Annotated in this window: 10 protein-coding genes; 2 read left to right on the forward strand and 8 right to left on the reverse strand. The window is 75.0% G+C overall.

What is annotated here, in order from left to right:
* Window positions 1-46: 46 nt before the first annotated feature.
* From PVK37_RS27205 to PVK37_RS27215, 3 genes are all read right to left on the reverse strand, one after another.
* A complete protein-coding gene (locus PVK37_RS27205; protein ID WP_480212890.1) occupies window positions 47-1,708 on the reverse strand; it encodes a PucR family transcriptional regulator in 1,662 nt (553 codons plus the stop codon).
* A gap of 181 nt (window positions 1,709-1,889) precedes the next feature.
* The gene (gene argG / locus PVK37_RS27210) at window positions 1,890-3,341 is read right to left on the reverse strand and encodes an argininosuccinate synthase (RefSeq protein WP_275030677.1); all 1,452 of its coding nucleotides are present in this window, start codon (window positions 3,339-3,341) and stop codon (window positions 1,890-1,892) included.
* Window positions 3,342-3,445: 104 nt separating this feature from the next.
* Complete coding sequence (locus PVK37_RS27215) at window positions 3,446-4,387, reverse strand: TrmH family RNA methyltransferase (protein WP_423790927.1); 942 nt, start codon at window positions 4,385-4,387, stop codon at window positions 3,446-3,448.
* A gap of 35 nt (window positions 4,388-4,422) precedes the next feature.
* On the opposite strand from PVK37_RS27215, the gene PVK37_RS27220 reads away from it, so the two are divergent.
* A complete protein-coding gene (locus PVK37_RS27220) occupies window positions 4,423-5,745 on the forward strand; it encodes an MFS transporter (RefSeq protein WP_275030679.1) in 1,323 nt (440 codons plus the stop codon).
* Window positions 5,742-17,078 (forward strand): non-ribosomal peptide synthetase/type I polyketide synthase, encoded by an 11,337-nt coding sequence (locus tag PVK37_RS27225; protein WP_275030680.1) that lies wholly within the window; start codon window positions 5,742-5,744, stop codon window positions 17,076-17,078. Before PVK37_RS27220 ends, PVK37_RS27225 begins: the two co-directional genes overlap by 4 nt.
* A 267-nt stretch (window positions 17,079-17,345) precedes the next feature.
* On the opposite strand, the gene PVK37_RS27230 is transcribed toward PVK37_RS27225, so the two are convergent.
* The 5 genes from PVK37_RS27230 to PVK37_RS27250 all read right to left on the reverse strand — a co-directional run bounded on the left by PVK37_RS27230 (window position 17,346) and on the right by PVK37_RS27250 (window position 24,538).
* Window positions 17,346-19,583, reverse strand: coding sequence for a sigma-70 family RNA polymerase sigma factor (locus PVK37_RS27230; RefSeq protein WP_275030681.1), 2,238 nt, complete (start codon window positions 19,581-19,583; stop codon window positions 17,346-17,348).
* A 63-nt stretch (window positions 19,584-19,646) separates the two neighbouring features.
* Window positions 19,647-21,824, reverse strand: coding sequence for a transglycosylase domain-containing protein (locus PVK37_RS27235; protein ID WP_275030682.1), 2,178 nt, complete (start codon window positions 21,822-21,824; stop codon window positions 19,647-19,649).
* A 143-nt stretch (window positions 21,825-21,967) separates the two neighbouring features.
* Entirely contained in the window at window positions 21,968-22,750 is a 783-nt protein-coding gene (locus PVK37_RS27240; RefSeq protein WP_275030683.1) for a hypothetical protein, read from the reverse strand.
* A gap of 203 nt (window positions 22,751-22,953) precedes the next feature.
* Window positions 22,954-24,063: an SPFH domain-containing protein gene (locus tag PVK37_RS27245; RefSeq protein WP_275030684.1), complete on the reverse strand. Its 1,110-nt coding sequence runs from the start codon at window positions 24,061-24,063 to the stop codon at window positions 22,954-22,956.
* A 4-nt stretch (window positions 24,064-24,067) separates the two neighbouring features.
* Window positions 24,068-24,538 carry an NfeD family protein gene (locus tag PVK37_RS27250; protein WP_275035241.1) on the reverse strand — a complete coding sequence of 157 codons (471 nt, stop codon included), beginning with the start codon at window positions 24,536-24,538 and terminating at the stop codon, window positions 24,068-24,070.
* Window positions 24,539-24,570: the final 32 nt, after the last annotated feature.

Below are 24,570 nucleotides of genomic sequence, written 5' to 3' on the forward strand. Positions count from 1 at the left end.
ACGCAGACGGCGCGCGGACGGCGCGCGGACGGCGGACGGACGGCGGTCAGCGGGCGCGGACGGCGTCGAGGGCGAGCAGGGCGACGTGCAGGGACAGGCACACGTCGACCGAGTCCAGGTCGGCGTCGAGGATGCGGGCGATCCGGGCCAGCCGTTCGTAGAAGGCCGGTCGGGACAGGTGTGCCGCGCCGGCCGCCGCCGACTTGTTACGCCCCTGCTCCAGGTACGCGCGCAGGGTGCCGAGCAGCCGGTCCCGGGGGTGCTGGGCGTCGTACGCCAGCAGCGGGCCGAGTTCCCGCTCCACGAACGTCTGCACCCGGGGGTCGTCGCGCAGCAGGTGCAGCAGCCCGGCCAGTCCGACGTGCGGCAACCGGAACACCGGCAACTCCCGCCGGTCCCGGCGTGCCGCGTCGGCGACCTGCCGGGCCTCCACCAACGACCGGCGGGCCTCCCGGATGCTGTCCACCCCGGAACCGGCGGCGACGATCACCGCTGCCGGGGCGTCCGGGGCGGGCCGGGCGTCGACGCGTACCCGACGCAGTGCGGTGGCGAACGCGGTCAGCGCCCTCGGTTCGGCGGCCGGGTCGGGCAGGGCCAGCAGCGCGCCCACCGCGTGGTCGTCGACCGCGCTGGTCAACGCGGTCAGTTTCGCCTCCCGTAACGCCTGGCCGACCGCCTCGGCCAGGTCCCGCAGTCGGGCCGGTCCGGTCTCCGGGCCGTCGTCGGGCTCCTCGTCCCGGTACCGGACCACCACCCCGACCAGGTGCCGCCGGTCCAGCACCACGCCGAGCGCACGCGCCCGCAGCGCCACCTCGTCGACCGGCCGGGAGTGGTCCAGCAGGGCGGTGAGCAGGGTACGGTGCAGTTGCCGTTCCAGCCCCTCGGCGTCCCGCCGGATCAGCCGCCCGAGCGCGAGGGTGGAGGCGGCCCGTTCCACCAGGATGGTCAACCGGGTCGGTGGGGTGGCGTCGTGCGGGGTGAGTTCGCCGCCCGGCCAGCGCAGCAGCAGCCGGCCCCAGTCCTGTCCGCGTGCACCGACGGTGGTGACCAGCCAGCCGCTGTCGGTGTCGTACGCGGTCCGGCCGGCCGGCCGGATCCGCCGCGAGTGCTGTTCCCAGCCGTCGAGCAGCAGTTCGGCGCTCTCCCCCGCCGGGTCGTAGGCGAGCACCTGGCGGGACAGATTCTCCAGCACCACCGGGCAGCCGGCCAGCTCGGCGGCCTGCCGGACCACCTCCTGCGGCCCCGCGCCGGAGACGGACAGCTCGGTGAACCGCTGGTGGATCTCCTCGGTGGCGCGCAGTTCGTGCAGTTGGGCGTCGACGATGAGCGCGTGCACCGCCTCGGTGACCCGGACGAACGGGGTGGCCCGGCGCAGCTCCACCAGGGGCAGGTCACGGCGGGCGGCGGCGGCCGCCATCGCCCGGGGCACGCCGCCGAAGTACCGGCGGCCCAGCTCGACGACGAGACCGGAGACCTCGACGTCGGCCAGGGCGGCGATGAAGGCGCGCAACCCGGGATCGTCGGCGGGCAGCCCGATGCCGGTGGTGAGGACCAGCTCGCCGCCGCGCAGCAGGGTGGCGATGTCCGGCACCTCGGCGACGTGTACCCAGCGCACCCGCCGGTCCAGCCCGGTCTCGCCGGCGACCAGGCGCGGCGCGCCGTGCCGGACCGGGTCCAGCGCCAGCACCTCACGGACGGTAGGGAACACGGGCGACACGCTACCCGGGCGGGACAGCCGTACCGGGCGGGGCAGAGCCGTACCGGCCGGGGGCCGACGGGGACCGGAAAGGTCGGGGCCGGCGGGACCGGAACGGGTCGGGAGCCGGCCGGACCGACCGGAACGGGCCGGGGCCGGCGGTTGGCGCACCGACCCGTTCCGGGGAGGTCGGTCAGTCGACGCCGAACTCCATCGCGGCGCGGTCGAGGGCCTCGTCGTCGACGGAGGCGACGCCCCGGGAGGCGATGGCTTCCGCGCCGCCCTCGGGCATCGCGCCGATCAGTCCGGTCGAGGCCGCCTGCGCGGCGCCGACCATCCGCTGCGGCGTCGCGCCGCCGACCATGCCGAGGGAGGCGTACTGCTCCAGCTTGGCCCGCGAGTCGGCGATGTCGAGGTTACGCATGGTGAGCTGGCCGATCCGGTCCGACGGGCCGAACGCCGAGTCCTCGGTACGTTCCATCGACAGCTTGTCCGGGTGGTAGCTGAACGCCGGGCCGGTGGTGTCCAGGATCGAGTAGTCCTCGCCCCGGCGCAGCCGCAACGTCACCTCGCCGGTGACCGCGGTGCCGACCCAGCGCTGCAACGACTCGCGCAGCATCAGCGCCTGCGGGTCCAGCCAGCGGCCCTCGTACATCAGCCGACCGAGGCGGCGGCCCTCGTTGTGGTAGTTCGCCAGGGTGTCCTCGTTGTGGATGGCGTTGACCAGCCGCTCGTACGCGGCGTGCAGCAGCGCCATGCCGGGTGCCTCGTAGATGCCCCGGCTCTTCGCCTCGATGATCCGGTTCTCGATCTGGTCCGACATGCCCATACCGTGCCGGCCGCCGATGGCGTTGGCCTCCAGCACCAGGTCGACCGGGCTGCCGAACTCCTTGCCGTTGATGGTGACCGGGCGGCCCTGGTCGAAGCCGATCGTGACGTCCTCGGTGGGGATCTCCACCGTCGGGTCCCAGAACCGCACGCCCATGATCGGGACGACCGTCTCGATGCCGGTGTCGAGGTGTTCGAGGGTCTTCGCCTCGTGGGTGGCACCCCAGATGTTGGCGTCGGTGGAGTACGCCTTCTCGGTGCTGTCCCGGTACGGCAGGCCGCGTTCGAGCAGCCACTCCGACATCTCCTTGCGCCCACCCAGCTCGGTGACGAAGTCGGTGTCGAGCCACGGCTTGTAGATCCGCAGCTGCGGGTTGGCCAGCAGGCCGTACCGGTAGAACCGCTCGATGTCGTTGCCCTTGAAGGTCGAGCCGTCGCCCCAGATCTGGACATCGTCGGAGATCATCGCCCGGACCAGCAGGGTCCCGGTCACCGCCCGACCCAGCGGGGTGGTGTTGAAGTAGACCCGGCCACCCGACCGGATGTGGAAGGCCCCGCAGGTCAGCGCGGCCAGGCCCTCCTCGACCAGGGCGGCCCGGCAGTCGACCAGACGGGCGACCTCGGCGCCGTAGCTGAGCGCGCGGCCGGGCACCGAGGCGATGTCGGGCTCGTCGTACTGGCCGATGTCGGCGGTGTAGGCACAGGGAACGGCACCCTTGTCGCGCATCCACGCGACCGCGACCGAGGTGTCGAGACCGCCGGAGAAGGCGATGCCGACCCGTTCGCCGATGGGCAGGGACGTGAGAACCTTGGACACGGGGAAGATTATTCATCAGAACGCATGGTCATGCAAGCTGACTGGTCGACGGCGCGTCGTCACCGGCGGAACCGGCCCGTGCCGGAGTACGCCGTCGGCGACGCCTACCCGCCGCCGAACGGGGGATCGTCCCGGCCCAGCTCCCAGAACGCCACCGCCGCCGCAGCGGCCACGTTCAACGAGTCCACCCCGCGCCGCATCGGGATCACCACCCGTACGTCGCTGGCCGACTGGGCCGCCGCGGTCAGGCCGGGACCCTCGGCACCCAACAGCAGCGCCGCCCGCTCCCGCTGCGCCGGAGTCAACCGCTGGATCGGTACGGCGTCCGGGGCCGGCGTCAGGGCGAGCACCGTGAAGCCCGCCTCCCGTACCTGGTCCAGCCCCACCGGCCAGCGGTCCAGCCGGGCGTACGGCACCGCGAAGACCTCCCCCATGCTGACCCGCACGCTGCGCCGGTACAGCGGGTCGGCGCAGGACGGCGAGAGCAGCACCGCTTCGACGCCGAGCGCGGCGGCCCCCCGGAACACCGCGCCCAGGTTGGTGTGGTTGTTCACGTCCTCGAGGATCACCACCCGGCGGGCGGCGGCCAGCAACTCGGTGACAGCCGGTAACGGGGTGCGGTGGAACGAGGCGAGCACCCCCCGGTGCACGTGGAACCCGGTGGCCCGCTCCAGCACGTCCGGCGTGGCCGCGTACACCGGGGCGTCGGCGGTGTCCAGGTCGGCGAGCTGGTCGGTCCGCTTGGCGTCGACCAGGAACGACCGGGGCGGATAGCCGGCCCGCAGCGCCCGGCGCAGCACCAGCTCGCCCTCGGCGATGAACAGGCCGTGCGGCGGCTCCCACCGGGTCCGCAGCTCCACGTCGGTCAACGCACGGTAGTCGGCGATCCGGGGGTCGTCGGGGTCGGTGATCTCATGGACGGGCACCGGGGGATTCTCCCCGGTCACCCGGGCACGGCCCCGGCCGGCCCCGCCGACCGGTGTCCGAGTTTCATCGCGGCATTGAAATGTATACGCCACCCCGGCATCATTGCGGGCTACGCGCATCGGGGGGCGGGCGGGTCTTGGGGAAACCAGCAGGGGTGGACCAGTCGTGGCGTGAGCTACGGCTCGTCGCCGCCGCGCACGCCGTGTCGACCTTCGGCAGCTTCCTCAACCTGGTGGCGCTCGGCCTGTTCGTCCTGCACCTGACCGGCTCCCCGATGCGGACCGGGGTGTTCCTGGCCGTCCGGCTGGCCGCCGGGTTCGTGACGGGTCCGGTCGCCGGTCGGCTCGCCGGCCGGTACCGCCGCCCGCACCTGATGATCGGCGCGGACCTGTGCTCCGCCGGCATGCTGGTCCTGCTGGTCGCCGCCCCCGTCGGGGCGCGGCCCGTCGTGCTGTACGGGCTCGCGGTGGTGCTCGGCGCGGGACAGACCCTGTGGGGCGTGGCCATGCGGTCGCACCTGCCCACGCTGGTCGGCCCGGAGCAGCGGACCCGGGCCAACGGCCTGGTCGTCACGGTCCGTTCGGTGGCGATGCTGCTCGGCTTCGCCTCGGCCGGCGTACTCGTCGGGTGGCTCGGCTACCACGTGGCGTTCCTGCTCGACGCCGCCACCTACCTCACCTCCGCGCTGCTCCTGCTGCCGGTGGCCCGGCGGACCGCCGCCGGCACACCGCCGGCCGCCGGCGCCGGACCGGCCGGTCCGGGCGGCGGCCACCCCGGCCGGCTCGGCCTGCTGCGGGTGGTCGCCCCGGTGGTGCTGGCGATGATCGCGGTACGCGCCGCCGACGCGTTCGGCTCGGCCTCGCACAACGTCGGGCTACCGGTGTACGCGACCCTGGTCCGCCCCGACGCGCCGGCCACCTTCGCCGCCACCTTCACCACCGCCTGGGCGGCCGGGAGCCTGGTCGCCGGCCGCTGGGCCGCCCGGCGGGCCGGTCGGGGTGACCGGACCGGCCGGGGCGGAACGGACGGCGGGCCCGCCCCCGCAGGCCGGGGCGGAACGGACGGCGGCCCGGCCCCGGCCCGACAGGGCGGGACGGAACTGCCGTTCGCCGTGGCGACCTGCCTGATGTCGGTCTGTTTCGTCCTGGCCTTCACCGGGCTGCCGCTGTGGCTGCTGGCACCGGTGACCCTGGCGGCCGGCGCGGCGGACGGGTACGCCGAGATCACCTACACCACCCGCCTCCAGGCCGTCGACGACGACCTGCGGGCCCGGCTGTTCGGCTTCGCCAGCGCCGCCCAGAACGCCGGCTTCGGGCTCGGCATGATCATCTGCGCCGGGCTGTTGGAGCGGTTCACGCCGTTGACCGTGGTCGGGGCCGCGCACGGGCTGGCCCTGGCCGCCGCGCTCACCTTCCTGCTCGTCCACGTCCGGCTCCGGGCCGCAGCACGCCGTCAACCAGCCGAGGTAACCCTGTGACCAACCCGTTCCCGTCCGACCGCCGACCCGCCGTCAGCTACGGGGGTGACCTGCCCGACGACCCGGAACACCCGCGCACCCTGGGGGCCGCCCTGACCCGCGCGGCCCGGCGGTTCCCGCACGCCGGCATCCACGTGGTCGCCGCCGACGGCACGGAGTCGTTCCTCGACCATCCGACCCTGCTCGGCCGGGCCCGGACGGTACGCGACGGGCTGCGCGCCCGGGGCGTCCCGGCCGGCGGGTACGCCATCCTGCGGATCGGTTCCGCCGTCGACTACTGGCCGGCGTTCTTCGGTTGCCTGCTCGCCGGGGTGGCCCCGCTGACCACCGCCGCCCCGCCCACGTACGACGCGCAGTCCCCGGTGCTCGACGCGCTCACGCACGCCTGGCGGGCGCTCGACCGGCCGATCGTGCTCGGCGGGACGGCCGACGTGGCCGGGTTGCGCCGCCTGCCGCTGGCCGACCGGGTGGTCGACCTGGCCGACCTGCCCCCCGCGGAGGCGGTGGGGTCGGGCGACGACCACCGGGCCGCGCCGGAGGACGTGGCGGTGCTGCAACTGTCGTCGGGCAGCACCGGCACCCCGAAGATCATCCCGCTGACCCACCTCGGCCTGTCCCAGTACGCCGTCGGCGCGCGGGAGATGCTCGACATCCGCCCCGACGACGTGCTGCTCAACTGGCTGCCGGTGGACCACGTCGCCGGCCTGCTCCTCTACCACCTGGCCGGGGTGTTCCTCGGCGCGCCCAGCGTGCACGTCGACACCGAACGGGTACTGGCCGACCCGCTGCGCTGGCTGGAGCTGATGCACCGGCACCGGGTGACCCACAGCTGGTCGCCGAACTTCGGGCTGCGACTGGTCGCCGACGCGGTGGCCCGGGAACCGGACCGTCGGTGGCGGCTCGGGCAGGTGCGGCGGATGGTCAGCGGCGGCGAGCAGTGCCTGCCGGAGACCTTCGACGCGTTCGTGGCGGCCACCGGGGTGCCGGCCGCCGCGCTCACCCCCGCCTGGGGAATGTCCGAGACGACCACCGCGATCACCTTCATGTCGTACGCCGAGCCGGGCTGCCGGCAACGGGTCCGTACGGCCAGCCTCGACGGGGACCTCGAGTGGGCCACCGCCGACGACGATCCGCGAACCTGGGTGGAGTTCGTCTCGCTGGGCCGGCCCGCCCCGGGCGCCGCCGTACGCGTCGTCGACCGGGACGACCGGGTGCTGCCGGAGGGCCGGATCGGCCGGCTCCAGGTGCGCTCACCCCGGATGACCCCGGGTTACCTGAACGACCCGGAGGCGACCCGGGCCGCCGTCCGGCCGGGCGGCTGGTGGGACACCGGTGACCTGGCGTACCTGGTGGACGGGCGGATCACCATGACCGGCCGGGAGAAGGACCTGATCATCCTCAACGGACACAACCTGCCGTGCCACGAGGTCGAGCAGGTGGCCGGACGGGTGCCCGGGGTGGCCGCCGGGCTGGTCGCCGCCTGCGGGGTGCCGGACCCGCGTACCGGCAGCGAGGCGCTGGTGCTGTTCCACGTACCCGATCCGGAGCTGCCCCGTCCGCCGCAGGAGGTGACACGGGAGATCGCCGCCGCCGTCGCCCGCCGCTGGCAGGTCGCCCCGGCCCGGGTGGTGGCGGTGCCGGCCGACGAGTTTCCCCGTACCACCGGGGGCAAGATCCAGCGCGCGGAGCTGCGGCGACGGTTAACCGCCGGCGGTTTCGACCCGCCACAGCCGGCCGCCGCGCGGACGCCGACGCCGGCTCCGCGGCCGGCGGTGGGCGGCGTGCGGGCGGCGGTACACGACGCGCTCACCGAACTGCTGGACGGACCGGCCGAACCGGACCGGCCGTTCTGGGAACTCGGCCTCGGCTCGGTGGAGATCGTCCGGTTCCGGGCGGCCCTGGAACGGGCCCTCGGCCGGCCGGTCCCGCAGCCGGTGCTCTTCGCGCATCCGACCGTCGACGCACTCGCCCGGCACCTCACCGAGACCGCGCCCACCACCACCCTGCCCACCGGAGTCGAGCCGGGCGGGGCGGTGACACCGGACCGGCGGATCGCCGTGATCGGCATGGCGGCCCGCTTCCCCGGTGCCACCGACGTGGACGGGTACTGGGCGAACCTGCTCGCCGGGGTGGAGAGCATCCGCTTCTTCAGCCGCGAGGAACTGGCCGCCGCCGGGGTGCCGGACGCCGACAACCCGGATTTCGTCGCGGCCAGCGGCGTCCTCGACGACGTGACCGGCTTCGACGCGACCTTCTTCGGTATCAGCGCCCGGGAGGCCGAACTGCTCGACCCGCAGCACCGGCTGTTCCTGGAAACCTGCCAGCACGCCCTCGAGAACGCCGGGTACGCCGGCGAGGGCGACCGGGCCGGCGTCGGGTTGTTCGCCGGCGGCGGGATGAACCTGTACCCCCACCACACCTACCTGCGCCACCACTTGGACGCCCTGGTCGACGATCCCGACCCGGCCACCACACTGGGCGTGGCGTTGGGCAACCAGCCGGACTTCCTCACCACCCGGGTCGCGTACCGGCTGGGGCTGACCGGCCCGGCGATCACCGTGCAGACCGCCTGCTCCACCTCGCTGGTGGCGGTGCACCTGGCCGTCCGGGCGCTACTCGCCGGGGACGCCGACCTGACGGTGGCCGGGGCCGCCGCCGTGCACGTCCCGCAGGTCACCGGGTACCGGCACACGCCCGGGTCGATCCTGTCGCCGGACGGCCGGTGCCGGCCGTTCGACGCCGCCGCGGCCGGCACGGTCGGCGGCAACGGGGTCGCCGCCGTGGTGCTCAAGCGGTACGCGCAGGCGGTCGCCGACGGCGACCCGGTGCACGCGGTCATCATCGGCTCGGCGGTGAACAACGACGGCGCGGGCAAGGTCGGGTTCACCGCGCCGGGCGTCACCGGCCAGGTCGAGGTGATCCGCCGGGCGCTGCGGGACGCGGCCGTGCCGGCCGCCTCGATCGGGTACGTCGAGGCGCACGGCACCGGCACCGCCCTCGGCGACCCGGTGGAGCACCACGCTCTCGCGCAGGCGTACGCGTCGGCCCGGCCGTTCCTCGGCTCGGTCAAGGCCAACATCGGCCACCTGGACAGCTGTGCCGGCATGGCCGGGCTGATCAAGGCGGTCCTGGCGGTCCGTACCGGCCGGATCCCTCCACAGATCAACTTCACCCGTCCGGTGGTCGACCTGGCTCCCTTCGCCGTCACCACGAGCGGCACGGACTGGCCGGCCGGCGACGGCCCGCGCCGGGCGGCGGTGAGCGCCCTCGGCGTCGGCGGCACCAACGCCCACCTCATCGTCGAACAGCCCCCGGCCCCGGTCACCGCCCCGGCCCCGGTCAGCGGGCCGGCCGGCACCGCCCGACCGGCTCCCGGCCTGCTGCCGCTGTCGGCGGCCGACCCGGCGGCGCTCACCGCGCTGGCCGCCCGCCACCGCGACCACCTGCGTACCCACCCCGGGCTGCCGCTGGCGGACCTGGTCACCACGGCCGGACGGGGACGCCGGCACCTGCGGCACCGCCTCGTCGCGCTGGGCGACACCCCGGCCGGTCTCGCCGCCGCGCTGGACCGGTACGTCACCGGCACCGCCACCCCCGACGCCCTGGTGACCGGTTCGGGCCCGGCCGGTCCGCTCGCCCTGGCGTTCCCCGGCCAGGGTGACCTGCGGCCGGTGCTGCTCGCCCTCGCCGACCGCTTCCCGGTCGTCCGGGACGTCGTGGCGCAGGCCGCCACCGGATACCGGGACGCGGTCGGCGGGGACCTGCACGCCGTGCTGCGGGACGCCGCGCCCGGCACGCCGGAGCCGGGACGGGTGCCGGACCCGGTCGGGGTCCGCACCGACCTGGCGCAGCCGGTGCTGGTGACGGTCGGGCTGGCCCTGGCCGAACTGTGGCGCTCCTGGGGGGTGGAACCCGACCACCTGCTCGGCCACAGCGTCGGCGAGATCACCGCCCTCGCCGCCGCCGGGGCGCTGTCCACCGCCGACGCGGTCCGCCTCGCCGCCTGGCGCGGCCGGCTGATGCACGACGAACTCCCGCCGGGGGCCATGCTGGCGGTACTGGCCGACCGGGCCGCCGTCGAGGAGCTGATCGCCGGTACCGGCGTGGAGCTGGCCGTGGTCAACGGCCCGGACCGGCACGTGCTGGCCGGTACGCCGACCGGGGTGGCGGCCCTCGCCGACCGGGCCCGACGGACCGGCGTACCGGCCCGGCCGCTGGCGGTGGACCGGGCCTTCCACTCGGCGGCGGTGCGGCCGGTGCTGGACCGCCTCCGGGCGCTGGTCGGGCAGGTCGAGCTGCGGCCCGTCCGGCTGCCCGTGGTCAGCACCGTCGACGGGCGGATCCACCAGCCGGGTTGGCGGCCGGACGCCGATCACCTGTGCCGGCAGGCGCGCGGAACGGTCGAGTACCACGCCGCGGTCGCGGCCCTGGTCGGTCAGGGCTGCCGGACGGTCGTGGAGGCCGGACCGGACGCGGTGCTGACCCGGCTGGCCCGGGCCACCCGGTCGGCGGCGACCTGGGTACCGTCCCAACGGCGCGGACTCGACCCGGTGGCCGGGGTGTGGCGGGCCGTCGCGGAACTGTACTGCGCGGGCACGGCGGTGGACTGGGCGGCGGTCACCGGGGACTGCGGCGGACGCCGGGTGCCGATGCCCGGGTACCCGTTCCAGCGCCGCAGCTACTGGGTGCGGCCCCGGCCGACCCCGCTGGCCGACACCGCCGCCCCGACGCGGCGGGCCGGCGGCACACCTGTCCCCGGGTCACCGGCACCCGTGACCGAACCCGCGCCGGACGCCGGTACCGGAGCCGACGATGCCGTGCTGGCCAGGGTGTGTGCGTTGACCGCCGAGAAACTCGGCCTGGCCGCCGCCGGGGTCGACCCCGACGAGACCTTCTTCGCCCTGGGCGCGGACTCGCTGCTGTTGATCGGCATGGCCCGGGATCTCGACCGCGCGTACGGGGTGCGGGTCCCGATCCGGGACCTCTTCGACACCGTCGACACGCCCCGTCGCCTGGCCGAACGGGTCACCGCCGGCCGGCTGCCGACGCCGGCCGCGTCCGCCACCTCCCCGACGACCACACCGGAGCCGACCATGCCGGAGCCGAGCACGGCGGAACCGGCCGGGCCGGCACGGGCCCCGTCGGGACCGCAGCCGGGCGTGCCCGGCCCGACGGCGCCGGTGTCCTCCGAGATGAGCGCGGTCATCCACCGTCAGCTCGACCTGATGCAGCAGCAACTCGCCCTGCTCGGCGGCGCGTCCCCGGTTCCGCACCCCGCGACGGCCCCACCACCGGCTCCCGCAGCACCGCCGGCACCGGCTCCGGCGGCACCGCCGGTACCGGCTCCGGCCCCCGCCGCACCGCCAGTACCGGCTCCGGTGGCACCGGCCGGGGAGACCGTCGATGTCAGCCTGTACTTCTTCGGCGACTACCCGGACCAGCGCCAGGACGACCGGTACGGGCTGCTCCTGGACGCCGCCCAGTACGCCGACGCCCACGGGTTCCACGCCGTCTGGATCCCGGAACGGCACTTCCACTCCTTCGGCGGCATCTTCCCGAACCCGTCCGTGCTCGCCGCCGCGCTCGCCGTCCGGACCAGCCGGATCCGGCTGAACGCCGGGTCGGTGGTGCTGCCGCTGCACCACCCGATCCGGGTCGCCGAGGAGTGGTCCGTGGTGGACAACCTCTCCGGCGGCCGGGTCGGGCTCGGCTGCGCGCCCGGCTGGCACGCCAACGACTTCGTCCTCCAGCCGGACAACTTCGGCCAGCACAAACAGAAGATGTACGAGCACCTCGACACGGTGCGCCGACTGTGGCGGGGCGACGCGGTCACCGCCCGCTCCGGCAGCGGCGACCCCACCGACGTACGGATCTTCCCCCGGCCGGTACAGGAGATGCCGCCGTTCTTCACCGCCATCGTCGGCAACCCGGACAGCTACCGGGAGGCGGCACGCCGGGACGTCGGCGTGGTCACCAACCTGATGACCCAGGACGTCGCGCAGTTGGCCGAGAACGTGGCGTTGTACCGGCGGACCCGGGCCGAGCACGGCCTCGACCCGGCCGGCGGCCGGGTGGTGGTGCTGCTGCACACCTACCTCGGTGCCGACCTCGACCGGGTACGCGAGGCGGCGTTCGAGCCGTTCTGCGCGTACCTGCGGTCGTCGTTCAGCCTGCTCGGGCAGGTGGTGAACAGCCTCGGGATGAGCATCGACCTGGCCGACACCCCGGACGACGACGTCCGGTTCGTACTGTCCCGGGCGTACCAGCGGTACTGCGAGCAGCGGGCGCTGATCGGCACCCCGGACAGCGTCCGGGAGGTGCTGGACGCGGTGTTGGCCGCCGGGGCCGACGAGATCGCCTGCTTCGTCGACTTCGGACTGTCCGCGCCGGCGGTCCGCGCCGGCCTGCCGTTCATCGACGCGCTGCGGCGGGCCACACCGCGTCGCCGGCTGCTGCCGGTCGAGCCGGCACCGCCCGCACCGGTAGTGCCAGGCCGGACACCCACCGGGCCGACGGTGGACGACACGCCGGGCACGGAAGCGGCGGACGGCACACCGGGCGGGCCAGCGGCGGGCAGGCCGGGGGCGGACGGGCCGGGGGCGGACGGTGCCGAGGTGGCCCCGCTCGCGCCGGGACAACACCGGCTGTGGCTGGTCGAACACCTGCACCCGGGCACGCCCGCCTACACCGAGGCGGTGGCGGTACGCCTGCGCGGCCCGCTCGACCCCGTGGCGCTGCGCGGCGCGCTCGGTGACGTGGTGGCCCGGCACGCGCCGCTGCGTACCACCTACCGGGAGATCGACGGCGAACCCCGACAGGTGGTACGGGCGACGGTGCCGGTGGAGCTGCCGGTACGCGACCGCACCGGCCGTCCCGAGGGGTCGGCCGTCGCCGAGGCGATGGCCGGGGAGAGCCGGCGGGTCTTCGACCTGGCCGAAGGGCCGGTCTTCGCGTTCACGCTGCTGCGGTTCTCCGCCACCCACTACGTACTGGTGCTGGCGTTCCACCACCTCGCCACCGACGGCGGCTCGTACCAGGTGTTCACCCGGGAGGTGTCGGCCGCGTACCGGGCCCGGGTGACCGGCACGCCGCTGGCGCTGGCCGCGTTGCCGGTCAGCTACCCGGAGCTGGCGCGGGCCGCCGCGCGCCGACCGGACGCCGCCGACGACAAGGACCTGCGGTACTGGCTGGGCCGGTTCGACCCACCGCCACCCACCCTCGTCCTCCCCTCCGACCTGCCCCGGCCGGCGCTGCCGTCGCCGGCCGGCCGGAGCGTATTCGTCGAGGTTCCGGCCGGGTTGACCGCCCGGATCCAGCGGTTCAGCCGGGCCGAGCGGGTCACCCCGTTCACCACCCTGGTCAGCGCGTTCGGGGTGCTGCTGTTCCGGTACAGCGGCCAGCCGGACCTGGTGATCGGCACCGGGGTCAGCGGCCGGGACGAACGCAGCGCCGACCTGGTCGGCTTCTTCGTCGACACCCTGCCGTTGCGGCTGGACCTGACCGGCGATCCGACCTTCCGTGAGGTGCTCGCCCGCACCCGGGCCAGCGCCGCCGACGGGTACGAACACGCCACCGTGCCGTTCGACGCGCTGGTCCGCGCGCTCGCCCCGGTCCGGGAGCCCGGCCGGAATCCGCTCTTCGACGTGGTCGTCGAGTACGAGACCGGTACGGCGTTCGCCTTCGACCTGCCGGACGTGACCGCCGAGCTGCTGCCGGTGGGGTTGGACAAGGCCCCGGTCGACCTGATGGTCTACCTGTCGCACGGCGACACCGTCGGCTGCCACGTCGAGTACCGGACCGAGGTGTTCGACCCGGTGACGGTACGCCGGCTGCTCGACCACTGGGTCGGGCTGCTCGACCGGCTGACCCGGGAGCCCCGGGTGCCGCTGTCCGCGCTGGTCGACACGGTCGAGGTGACCGCCGGGCCGGCCACGGCACCGGCCGCCGACCGGCTGCACGACCTGGTGCTCCGGCAGGCCGACCGGACCCCGGACGCCCCGGCGGTGGTGGACGGCGCGACGCGCTGGACGTACCGGGAGCTGCGGACGCGGGCCGGGGCGGTGGCCCGCCAGGTGGCCGCCGTCGGCATCGGGCCGGACGACCTGGTCGCGGTGCTGCTGCCGCGCCGGCCGGAGCTGGTCGCGGCGCAGCTCGGGGTACTGCTGGCCGGGGCGGCCTTCCTCCCGCTCGACCCCGGCCTGCCGGCCGCCCGGCTGGCGGCGTTGCTCGCCGACAGCGGCGCGCGACTGTTGGTCACCTCGGCGGACGTCGACCACCCGACCGACCTGGCCGTGCTGCTGGTCGAGGAGACCGGCGAGCTGGGCACCGGTGACGACCTGCCCGCCCCGGTGGCGCGGCCCGGCCCGGAGCACCTGGCCTGGTGTGTCTACACCTCCGGCTCCACCGGCCGTCCGAAGGGGGTGCTGGTGCCGCACCGCAGCGCCGTGGAGGCGGTGGCCTGGCACGTCGGGGCGCTCGGACTGACCGCCTCGGACGCCGTCGGGCACGGCCTCGGGCTCGGCTTCGACGCGAACCTCGCCGAGATCTGGCCGGCGCTGGCCGCCGGGGCTGCCGTCCATCTGGTACCGGACGGGGTGCGCGCCGATCCGGCAGCGCTGCGCGCCTGGTGGGTGCGGCAGGGCGTCACCGTGGCGTTGCTGCCGGCTCCTCTCGCCGAGCTGGTCTTCGCGCTGCCATCGCCGCCCGCCGCCGGTCTGCGGACCCTGGTGGTCGGGGGCAGCCAGCTCCGTCGCCGGCCGCCGGCCGGGTTCGGGGCCACCGTGCTCAACGCGTACGGCCCGACCGAGGCGACCATCGTCACCACCGCCGGTCCGGTGTCCCCCGACGGCCCCGGCGTGATCGACATCGGTACCCCGGTCGACAACCGCCGGTGCTACCTGCTGGACGACCACGGCCGCCCGGTCCCGCCCGGCGCGGTCGGTGAGCTGTACGTGGGCGGGGGCGGGCTGGCCCGAGGCTATCTGGGTCGGCCGGCCGAGACCGCAGCCGCGTTCCCGCCCGACCCATGGTCCCCTGTGCCCGGGGCCCGGATGTACCGCACCGGGGACCGGGTCCGGCTACGCGGCGACGGGACGCTGGAGTTCCTGGGCCGCCTCGACGAGCAGGTCAAGATCGCCGGGCACCGGGTCGAGCCGGGCGAGGCCACCGCCGTGCTCAGCCGGCTCCCCGGGGTACGGCAGGCCGTCGTGGTGGCGCGACACGACCGGGGCGAGGAGCCGTACCTCGTCGGGTACGTGGTGCCGGCCGACCGCCCGGCACCGACCGGCGACACGGTACCGACCGACAGCCCGCGACCAGCCGACCACGCGGAGCCGGCCGGCATCCCGCAGCCAGCCGACGACGCGGAGCCGACGGGCGACGCGCGACCGGCCGGAGACGCGCGACCGGCCGGAGACGTGGAGTCGGCTGACGGCACGGCGTTGGCGACGGTGCTCACCGCCGCGCTGACGGAACGGCTGCCGGCCTACCTGGTGCCCCGGGTCTGGGTGCTGCTGGACGCGCTGCCCACCGGCGACACCGGCAAGGTCGACGTGTCCCGGCTACCCGCCCCGCCCGCCGTCCCGGCCGGTGCGCAGCACCCGGCACCGGGTGCCGAGCAGCTCGTCCACGACGCCTGGTGTGTCGAGCTGGGGGTGCCCCGGCTGCCGCTGGACGTGCCGTTCTTCGCCGCCGGTGGGCACTCGCTGGCCGCCGTCCGGCTCGCCAACCGGCTGACCGAACTGCTCGGTACCGAGGTCGGCGTGCACCGGGTGCTCCAGGCCCCCGGCATCCGGGCGATGACCGCCACCCTGGTCCCCGCGCCGACCGCCACCCTGGTCCCCGCGCCGGCCGGCGACCGGTCCCCCGTCGACGTGTCCGGCGCGCCCGACCCCGGCAGCCCGGAACCGGACCAGCCTGTCCCGATCGGCAGTCCGGCAGCGGACCGGGCCATTCCACCCGGCAGCCCGGCAACAGACCGGGCCGTCCCGGTCGGCGGCCCGGCAGCGGCCGGCCGGTCACCGGCCGTCGAGGAGACCGCGCCGGCCACGTACCAGCAGGAGCTGATGTGGCGCGGGCAGCGCCGGGCCCCCAACCCACCGGCGGTGCACATGCCGGTCCGGGTCACCCTCACCGGCCCGCTCGACGTGGCCGCCCTGCGGGGGGCGCTGGACCTCCTGGTCGCCCGGCATCCCGCCCTGCGTACCCGGCTGGTGGAACGGGACGGCACCGTGGTGCAGGAGGTGCTCGCCCACCGGCCGCTGGTGCTGCCGGTCGAGCAGGTGGCCGGGTCCGACCTGGACGCCTGGTGCGTGGCGGCCGGCCGGCAGCCGTTCCCGGACGACGGACCGTGGCTGCGCGGCCGGCTCGCCCGGCTGGCCGACGACCGGCACGTGCTGATGCTGGTGATCCACCACTGCAACGGTGACGGTTGGTCGATCACGAACCTGCTGGCCGAACTGGAGCAGGCGTACCCGGCGCTGCGGGCCGGGCGGCCGGTGGCGCTGGGGCCGGTGGCCGGGATCCCGTACCCGGAGCACGCCCGACGCCAGCGGGCCGCCGGCCCGTCCGGGGTGGTCCGACGGTACTGGCGGGAGCAGTTGGCCGGCGCACCGCGCGGCGTGGTGCTGCCGACCGACCGGCCCCGCCCGGCGGTGCTCAGCGGCGACGGCGAGGAGTACGCGTTCGACCTGCCCGTGGCGCTGAGCGGGCGGCTGCACCGGTTCGCCGAGGCCGCCGGCAGCAGCATCGTGCCGGTGCTGGCCAGCGGGTACGCGCTGCTGCTGAGCCGGCTCACCGGCAGCGACGACATCGTGCTCGCCACCTCGTACGTGCACCGGGACAGCCGGGACGTCGAACCGGTCGTCGGCCTGTTCACCAGCGTCATGCCGCTGCGGATACCGCTGGCCGGCGGGGGTTCCTTCGCCGACCTGGTGGCCCGTACCGACCGGGTGTTCCTGGGCGCGCTGCGGCACCAACCGGCCCCGGCCGCGGTGGTGTACTCCGCCGTCGACCCGGCGTGGCGGCCCGGGTCGGCGCCACCGTTCGGTACCGCGTTGTTCACCTGGAACCCGGGTGTTCCGACGCTGCGGCTGCCCGGCCTCGACGCCGAGGTGGTGGACCAGGGGCTGGGCTGTGCCCGCCGCGACTTCGGCGTGGTGCTCGCCCCGGCCGGAGCGACCATCAGGGGGGTGGTGGAGTACTCCACCGACCTGTACGACCCGGCCACCGTGGCCCGTTGGTGCGCCGACTACGTCGACCTGCTGGACCAGGCTGTCCCGGGAGCGACCGTCGACCTGCGGGACGAGCCCGATCCGGGAGTGACATCCGGCTGAGGTCCGGCGGGCGGGCAGGGCGGGTCGCATTCACACCTTGCGATGTTAGCGCTAACAGATTACGCTGCGGAGGCAGGAGCGATGGGCCGCTCCGCCTCCGCAGCCAGGCCGCCGGCCAGTTCGCACCGACCGCGCGACGTCCGCTGACGGGCCTCCCGCTCACCCGCCACTGACCTTCCTCGGGGTGATATCGGCGGCGGGCCCCCGGAGACCGCGCGCGGGCGGCTCCGGCGGGTCCGCCGCCGGCCCGTACGCCGGGACCGGTGGTCAGGGCGGGGTCATGTCGGCCCCGAGGCCGTCCCGGCTGACCAGGTAGGTGGTGGCCGGGAGAGTGCCGTCCGGCCGGCGCGGGCCCTCGGCGACGGCGGGGTCCGTCGACCGGAACGTGGTACGGGACCGCTCCGCGCCGTCCCAGGAGTTGCCACGGGACGAGACGTCGGCGCCCCGCCGTACCCCGTTGTCGACGGCGAGGTTGCCCCGGGCCGTACCGTTGGCGTCGGTCAGGTCGAAGCCGCTCGCGCCGTTGTCGAAGGCGGTGTTGTCGGTCAGGGCCAGGCCACCGGTGTTGGCCTCGGCGGCGAAGCCGTGGCCCAGGTTGCCCCAGGCCGCGTTCTGTCGTACCCGGTGCGCGCCCCGGGGCGTCGGGTCGCCGCCGCCGAACGAGAAGCCGGCCCCGTTGCCGGCCCAACTGTCGTCCCCCCACCGGCTGTGTCCGTTGCCGTACGACCAGTTGCGGTCGACGGCGATCGCGCCGTCGAACTCGCCGAAGTCGAAGCCGTCGTCGGCGTTGTGGAAGGCCCGGTTCCCCCGGACCACGTTCCCGTCGCCGTCGCCGAACTTCACGCCCAGCCCGATGCCGACGCTGCCGTTCGCGGCCGGGTCGTGGTTGCGGAAGAAGTCGCTGTCGAGCACCTGGTTGCGGACCGTGCCGGGGTCCCGCAGCAGCAGCCCGGACCGGACGTTGTCGTGCATGGACAACCGCTGGAAGACCGTGTCGGTGCAGGACCGGCAGACCCAGGCGTGGCTGCGCGAGCCGCGCATCTCGAGGTCCTGCACGGTCCAGAAACGGGTCCGCTGGGTGACGCCCCACTTGTCGGCGGGCACCGAGGTCGCGTCCAGCACCGCCCGCTCGTCCCGGTACCCGCTGAGCACGATCCGCCGGTCGGCGGTACCACTGGTGGTGATCTCCACCGGCCGGGTGAGTCGGTGGGTGCCGCCGCGCAGCGCGATGGTCTGGCCGGGCCGGACCACCTCGACCGCCCGGTTGAGGGTGGCGAACGGGCGGGCCAGGCTGCCGTCGCCGGCGTCGTCGCCGTCCGGGGCCACCACGATGTCGGCGCTGGTCACGCCGGTGCCGGCGGCCGGCGGCCGGGGCGTCGGGGTGACGCTGGCGGTCGGGCCACCCGGGCTCGCCGGGGCCGTCGGGGTCGCCGCCGCGCCACCGGCCGGGGCGGGCACGCTCGGGGCGGCGACCACCTCGCCCCCCGGACCCAGGGGCGACTCGCGTACCGCGAAAACGAGACCGCCGACGGCCAGCGCCACGACCAGCGTGGCCGTGACCGCCGCCTTGGGCGGGGACAGCCCCGTCGGCAGGTGGGTGACCTTCGGCAGGCCGGCGACGGCACCCTGGCCGGCGGTGAGTACGGCCGGTGCGGCCAGTTCCGCCTCGACCGCCGCCCGCAGGCCGGCGACCAGCGCGGCCGGCAGGGGCAGCACGGCCAAGCCGAGCAGCAGCCGCTCCGGGGGCACCAGCCCCTGCCGGTGCGCCACGCAGACCGCACAGTCGCGGACGTGCCGGGCGAGCCGCTTGCGCCACAGCGGCGAGACGGTGCCGTCCCAGGACCTGACCACCACGGTCAGCTCCGGGCAGCGGGGACGGTGACGCAGCGCCGCCACCACGGCCCGGGCGGTGTCGAGCTGGGTCCGCATCCGGTGCAGCCGGACGGCGGTGTGCCGCTCGTTCACGCCCAGGGCGGCAGCCACCTCGGCGCGGGTCAGCTGGCCGGTCGCCTCGTGCCACCACAGGCCCAGCAGGTTCCGGTCGTCGGCGTCGAGCCAGCGGGCCGCCGAGGCCAGGTCGCGGCGCTGGCCGCCGAGGACGAGTTCGGTGACGGTCTGCTCGGCGAAGTCACCGGCCGGGTCCGGCAGGTCGTCGGTCTGCTCCTGCCAGTGCACCGTCGCCGAGCGCCGTTGCCGCCAGTGTTCCTGGAGCTGACGGTAGGTGATCGACAGCACCCAGGACCGGAACCGGTCGGGGTCCCGCAGCCCGGGCAGGCCCCGGACCACCCGGAGCAGGCACTCCTGCACCACGTCGTCGGTGTCGGGGTGGCCGCCCAGGGCCCGGCCGACCACGTTGTAGACCAGCGGCAGGCAGGCCGAGACCAGCTCGCCGACCGCCGCCCGGTCGCCGGTCTGGGCGTCGGACACCAGGGCCCTGGTCGCCAGCACTCCGACGCCGCTGTCCGTCACCGCCCCGCTCTCCCCGTACGGCCGGGTGACGGCCACCGCCAGCCACCCCGACCACATCGACCAGCGTCATATGGTGGCACAACGGGGACGGCCTGTACATCAGCGCGGCGTGCCCAGACCCTGCCACCAGTCACCGAGTTCCAGGCCGGGGCGGGTCGGCGTCCGGGGCGGCTCCACCACGTTGCCGATGGCGAGTTGCCGGCTCGGCGGGGTGAAGGCGACCTTCGGGCTGCCCGCCGTGGCGGTGACGATGACCCGGGCCACCGCCGTCACCACCCCGGACTGCGCCGAGATGCCCACCCGGTCGGTCGGGTCGTCGGGGTTCGCGGCGATCCCCGCCACCGCCACCTGCGGGGTGTACCCGACGAAGGACTTGCTGGCGTCCTGGTCCGAGGTGCCCGACTTGCCGGCCACCGGTCGGTCGCCGAGGAGCCGACCGACCGTGGTGGCCGTGCCGCCGCCCCCGCAGCGACCGTACGCGGACTGCTGGCCGACCGGGCAACGGGCCGCGTCGGTGGCCGCGCGCGCCACGTCGGCGTCGAGCACCTGCCGGCAGGACGGGTCGGCCACCGGCAGTGCCCGGCCGTCCGGGCCGGTGACGGCGCGCACCGGCAGCGGCGCGCAGTACGTGCCCTCGGCGGCCACCGTGGCGTACGCGTTGGCCAGGTCGAGCGGGGTGGTGGCGGCGACGCCCAGGGTGAACGACCCCCAGTCGGCGGCGTCCTCCGCCGCGAACGCCCGGTCGGTGTCGGAGCGGAACGTGATGCCGAGCCGCTGCGCCATCTCCACCACCTTCGCCGGGCCGACCCGCTCGGAGAGCCAGACGAAGTAGGTGTTCACCGACCGGCCGAACCCGTCCCACATGGTCCGGTAGCCGTCCATGCTCGCCGGACTGGCGTTGGCCGGACACCAGCGCCCGCCGCAGGAGGCCGCGCCCTCGGCCGGGTAGCGGGTGGGCAGCCGGGTCGGCGCGTCGTACCCGGTGGCCAGCGGCAGCCCCGCCTCCAGGGCGGCGAGCATGGTGAACAGCTTGAACGTCGAACCGGCCTGGTAGCCGTCGATGGCACCGCCACCGGCCACCAGCTGGTTGACCGTGTTGGGGCGGTTGTCCTGCCCGGCCGGGTTGTCGGCGAGGCTGTAGTTGCGGTTCACCGCCATCGCCAGCACCCGCCCGGTGCCCGGCTCGACCGCCGCGATCGGCAGCGCCCGGGGCGAGTCGCGGTCGAAGACCGCCAGCGACTGGCGCAGCGCGGTCGCCTGGATCTCCGGGTCCAGCGAGGTGACGATGGTGTACCCGCCCCGACGCAACGCCTGGTCACGTTCCTCGACGGTGCTGCCGAACTCCGGCTGCGCCAGCCACCAGGTGCGCAGGTAGTCGCAGAAGAAGCCCCAGTCGGTGTGCCCGCCCGCGACGGCGGTGCACCCGTTGGGCTGCTCGACCGGGTCGAGCACCAGCTTCTCGGCGCGGGCCTGGTCGGCCTGGGCGGCGGTGATCACGCCGGTGGCGACCATCGAGTCGAGCACGTACGAGCGGCGGGCCAGGGCGGCGTTGCCGTCCCCGTCGATCGGGCTGTACTCGTTGGGCGACTGCACCAGCCCGGCCAACAGGGCCGCCTGGGCCAGGGTCAGCTCCGCCGGGGTGGTGTCGAAGTACCGTTCGCTGGCCGCCGCGATCCCGTACGCCCCGGAGCCGAAGTACGCGATGTTCAGGTAGCGGGCCAGGATCTCGTCCTTGTCGAGGGTCTGCTCCAGCGCCGCGGCGTACCGGATCTCCTGGAGCTTGCGCCCGACGCTGATCTCGGTGGCGCTCTGCCGCTGCTCGGCGGTGCGCTCCGGGTCGGTCTTGAGCACGTTGCGGACGTACTGCATGGTCAGCGTGGAGGCGCCCTGGGTGGTGCCCTCCCTGGCGTTGCTGACCAGGGCGCGGGCCAGCCCGCGCAGGTCCACCCCGCCGTGGGTGTAGAAGCGTCGGTCCTCGGCGGCCACGATCGCCTGGCGCATCACCGGGGCGATCTCGGCCAGCGGCACCTCCCGCCGGTTGAGGTCGTAGAAACTGGTGATCAGGGTGGTCCCGTCGTTGGCGTAGACGGTGGTGCGCTGGGCGGTGGCCGGGGTGCGCAGTTCCACCGGTAGCTGGCTCCAGGCGTCGCTGGCCGCCTTGACGGTCATGCCGAGCACCAGGTTGCCGGGCAGCACCGCGACCGCCAGCACAAGCCCCGCGAGGACACCGCAGACCACCACGGTGACCAGCCGGTTCACCACCGTACGCACACCCATCCGCCCAGGTTCGCTCGGGAATGCCCGTCCTGCCCACCCGGGCAGGCGTGCTGCCAGGAAACTCACGGCAAACTGCCAGCCCGCGCGCACCGGATCGTCCCGGCGGGGCGGTCGCTGTCCGGTTCGTCCCGACGACTCCCTGGTCATCGGGGGGCCGCCGGGGGCGCGGGGGTGGACAGGCTGGCCGCGGCGGCGTCCCGGACGATCTGCCGGGGCACCAGCCGGCCGGCCCGGTAGGCGATACCGATCCCGGCGACCAGGGCGAACAGCGCGCCGAAGGTCTGCAACGAGCCGATCAACGCGCCGCCGAGACCGAGCAGCGGCGCGGCGACGATCAGCAGCCCGCCGTCGCCCAGGCTGAACACCCCGGACCGGGCCACCGCCCAGCCGGTCAACGCCCAGCCGGCGCTGTAGCAGGTGGCCCCGACCAGGACCAGGCTGCGGGCGGTGGTGCCGAAGACCGGCGTCTGCTCGGCCAGCCCGGCGAACGGCAGCATCAGCACCGTGCCGGCCAGGCTGACCAGCAGGCCGCCGGCGGCGGCCCGGCGGCTGCGCGTGGTGACCAGCAGCCCGGCCAGGGCCAGCAGGGCGAGCAGGCCGATCCACACCGCGGCGACCCAGCCGACCAGGTAGAGCGGTCGCCCGTCGGCCGGGTACGGGTCGTTGCCCACGCCGCCGTCGCTGGCCAGGGCCACCGCGCCGTAGAGGATCGCGTACGCGGGCAGCAACCACACCGACCCGCGCGCGAACCGGCGCAGCGACCAGGCCCAGGTGGCGTCGGTGGCCGGGCCGGTCGGGGTGGGTTCGACGACGAAGGGCAGCACCCCGAAGCCACCCCCGGTACGGCGGGAGCCGAGCGGGCCGGCCGGGTCGTGTGCCCCCGGCACCGCGGCCCGGGAGCGTGCCGGTCTGGTCGGATCGTCCATGCGTCACCTCGCTGGCTCGGGGCCGGTCGGTGCGGGGCGTCGGCTCGACGCCGGGACCGGCCGGGCGGCACGGGACGCGTACGGCGCCCCGGCGCCTGGTCACCATCGGTCTGTCGAACCGATCGTGGCAGGCACCGGAGCGCCGTATGAGGGTTATTCGCTTTTTGCCCCGGCTTTCCGACGGTGCGGGGCGATTCGGTCGGTCAGGCGCGTTCGCGCTGCTCGGCGGGGTCCTGGAGCAGGCTGGCCGGGGAGACCGGCTCCGGCGCGGGCAGCCCCTGCGGCCCCCGACCGCCGGTGGCCTGCGCCTCGGCGACGCGTACCTCGTCGTGGATCTGCGCCGCGGCGGCCGCCGCGGCCTGCGCGGCCTCGGCCGCCTCCCGCTCGACCTCGCTGGCCCCGTCGGACGCCTCCGGGGACGGGGCGTCGCCGGCCATCCGGCTCAGCCCGCCGAGCGCGCCACCCATCCCCTCCAGCGCCTTGGTCAGCTCGGCCGGGACGATCCAGACCTTGTTGGCGGTGCCGTTGGCGATCTGCGGCAGGGCCTGGAGGTACTGGTAGGCGAGCACCTTCTGGCTGGGGTTGGCGGTGTGAATCGCGTCGAACACGGTCCGGATCGCCTTCGCCTGGCCCTCGGCCTGGAGGATCCGGGCCTGCCGGTCACCGTCGGCGCGCAGCACCGCGGCCTGCTTCTCACCCTCGGCGGTGAGGATCTGCGACTGCTTGTGCCCCTCGGCGTTGAGGATGGCGGCCCGCCGGTCCCGCTCGGCGCGCATCTGCTTCTCCATCGAGTCGCGGATGCTCGGCGGCGGCTCGATCGCCTTGATCTCCACCCGGGTCACCTTGATGCCCCACCGGCCGGTGGTCTCGTCCAGCACCCCGGACAGGTGCCGGTTGATCTCCTCCCGGCTGGTCAGCGCCCGCTCCAGGTCCAGCGAGCCGATCACGTTCCGCAGTGTGGTGACGGTGAGCTGCTCGATGGCCTGGAGGAAGTTCGAGATCTCGTAGGTGGCCCGGACCGAGTCGACCACCTTGAAGTAGAGCACCGTGTCGATCGAGACGACCAGGTTGTCCGAGGTGATCACCGGCTGCGGCGGGAAGCTGACCACCTGCTCCCGCATGTCGACCTTGGTCCGGACCGCGTCGACGAACGGGACCAGCAGGTTCAGCCCCGGGTTGAGGGTGCGCTTGTACCGGCCGAGCCGTTCGACCACGTCCTGACGCTGCTGCGGCACGATCCGCACCGACTTCGCCAGCGCGATCACCCCGATCAGCGCCACCGCGATGAACAGCACCGCGATCACCGTTTCCATACGCTCACCCTTCCACGTCGGGGAGCTCCCCCGAGGAGATGTCGTCCTGCCACACCAGGGCGGTCGCGCCCCGGACCTGGATCACGCGGACCCGCTGCCCCGGCACGAACACCTGCGTGGCGTCGTACGACCGGGCGGTCCACAGCTCTCCGTCGATCTTGACCATGCCGTGGTCGGCGTCGACCCGCTCCAGTACCAGGGCGGTCGATCCCTCGATCGCCTCCACCCCGAAGGGCTGGTCACCGCTCTCCACGGCCGAACGCCGGTGCCGCTGGATGGTGGGTCGCGCGGCGAACACGGTCAGCGCCGAGACGACCGCGAAGACCACCGCCTGGATGGCGACCGGCGCGCCGAGCGCCGCCGCACCCGCGGCGGCGAACGCGCCGACCGCGAACATGATCAGGAACAGCGTCGCCGTGAATATCTCGGCGACCGCCAGCACCACTCCCAGCACGATCCAGAACACCGCGTCCACCATTCGATACTTGCACGTCCGCGCACCTCCAC

Origin of the sequence: Micromonospora cathayae (genome assembly GCF_028993575.1) — a bacterium.
Classification (GTDB): domain Bacteria; phylum Actinomycetota; class Actinomycetes; order Mycobacteriales; family Micromonosporaceae; genus Micromonospora; species Micromonospora cathayae.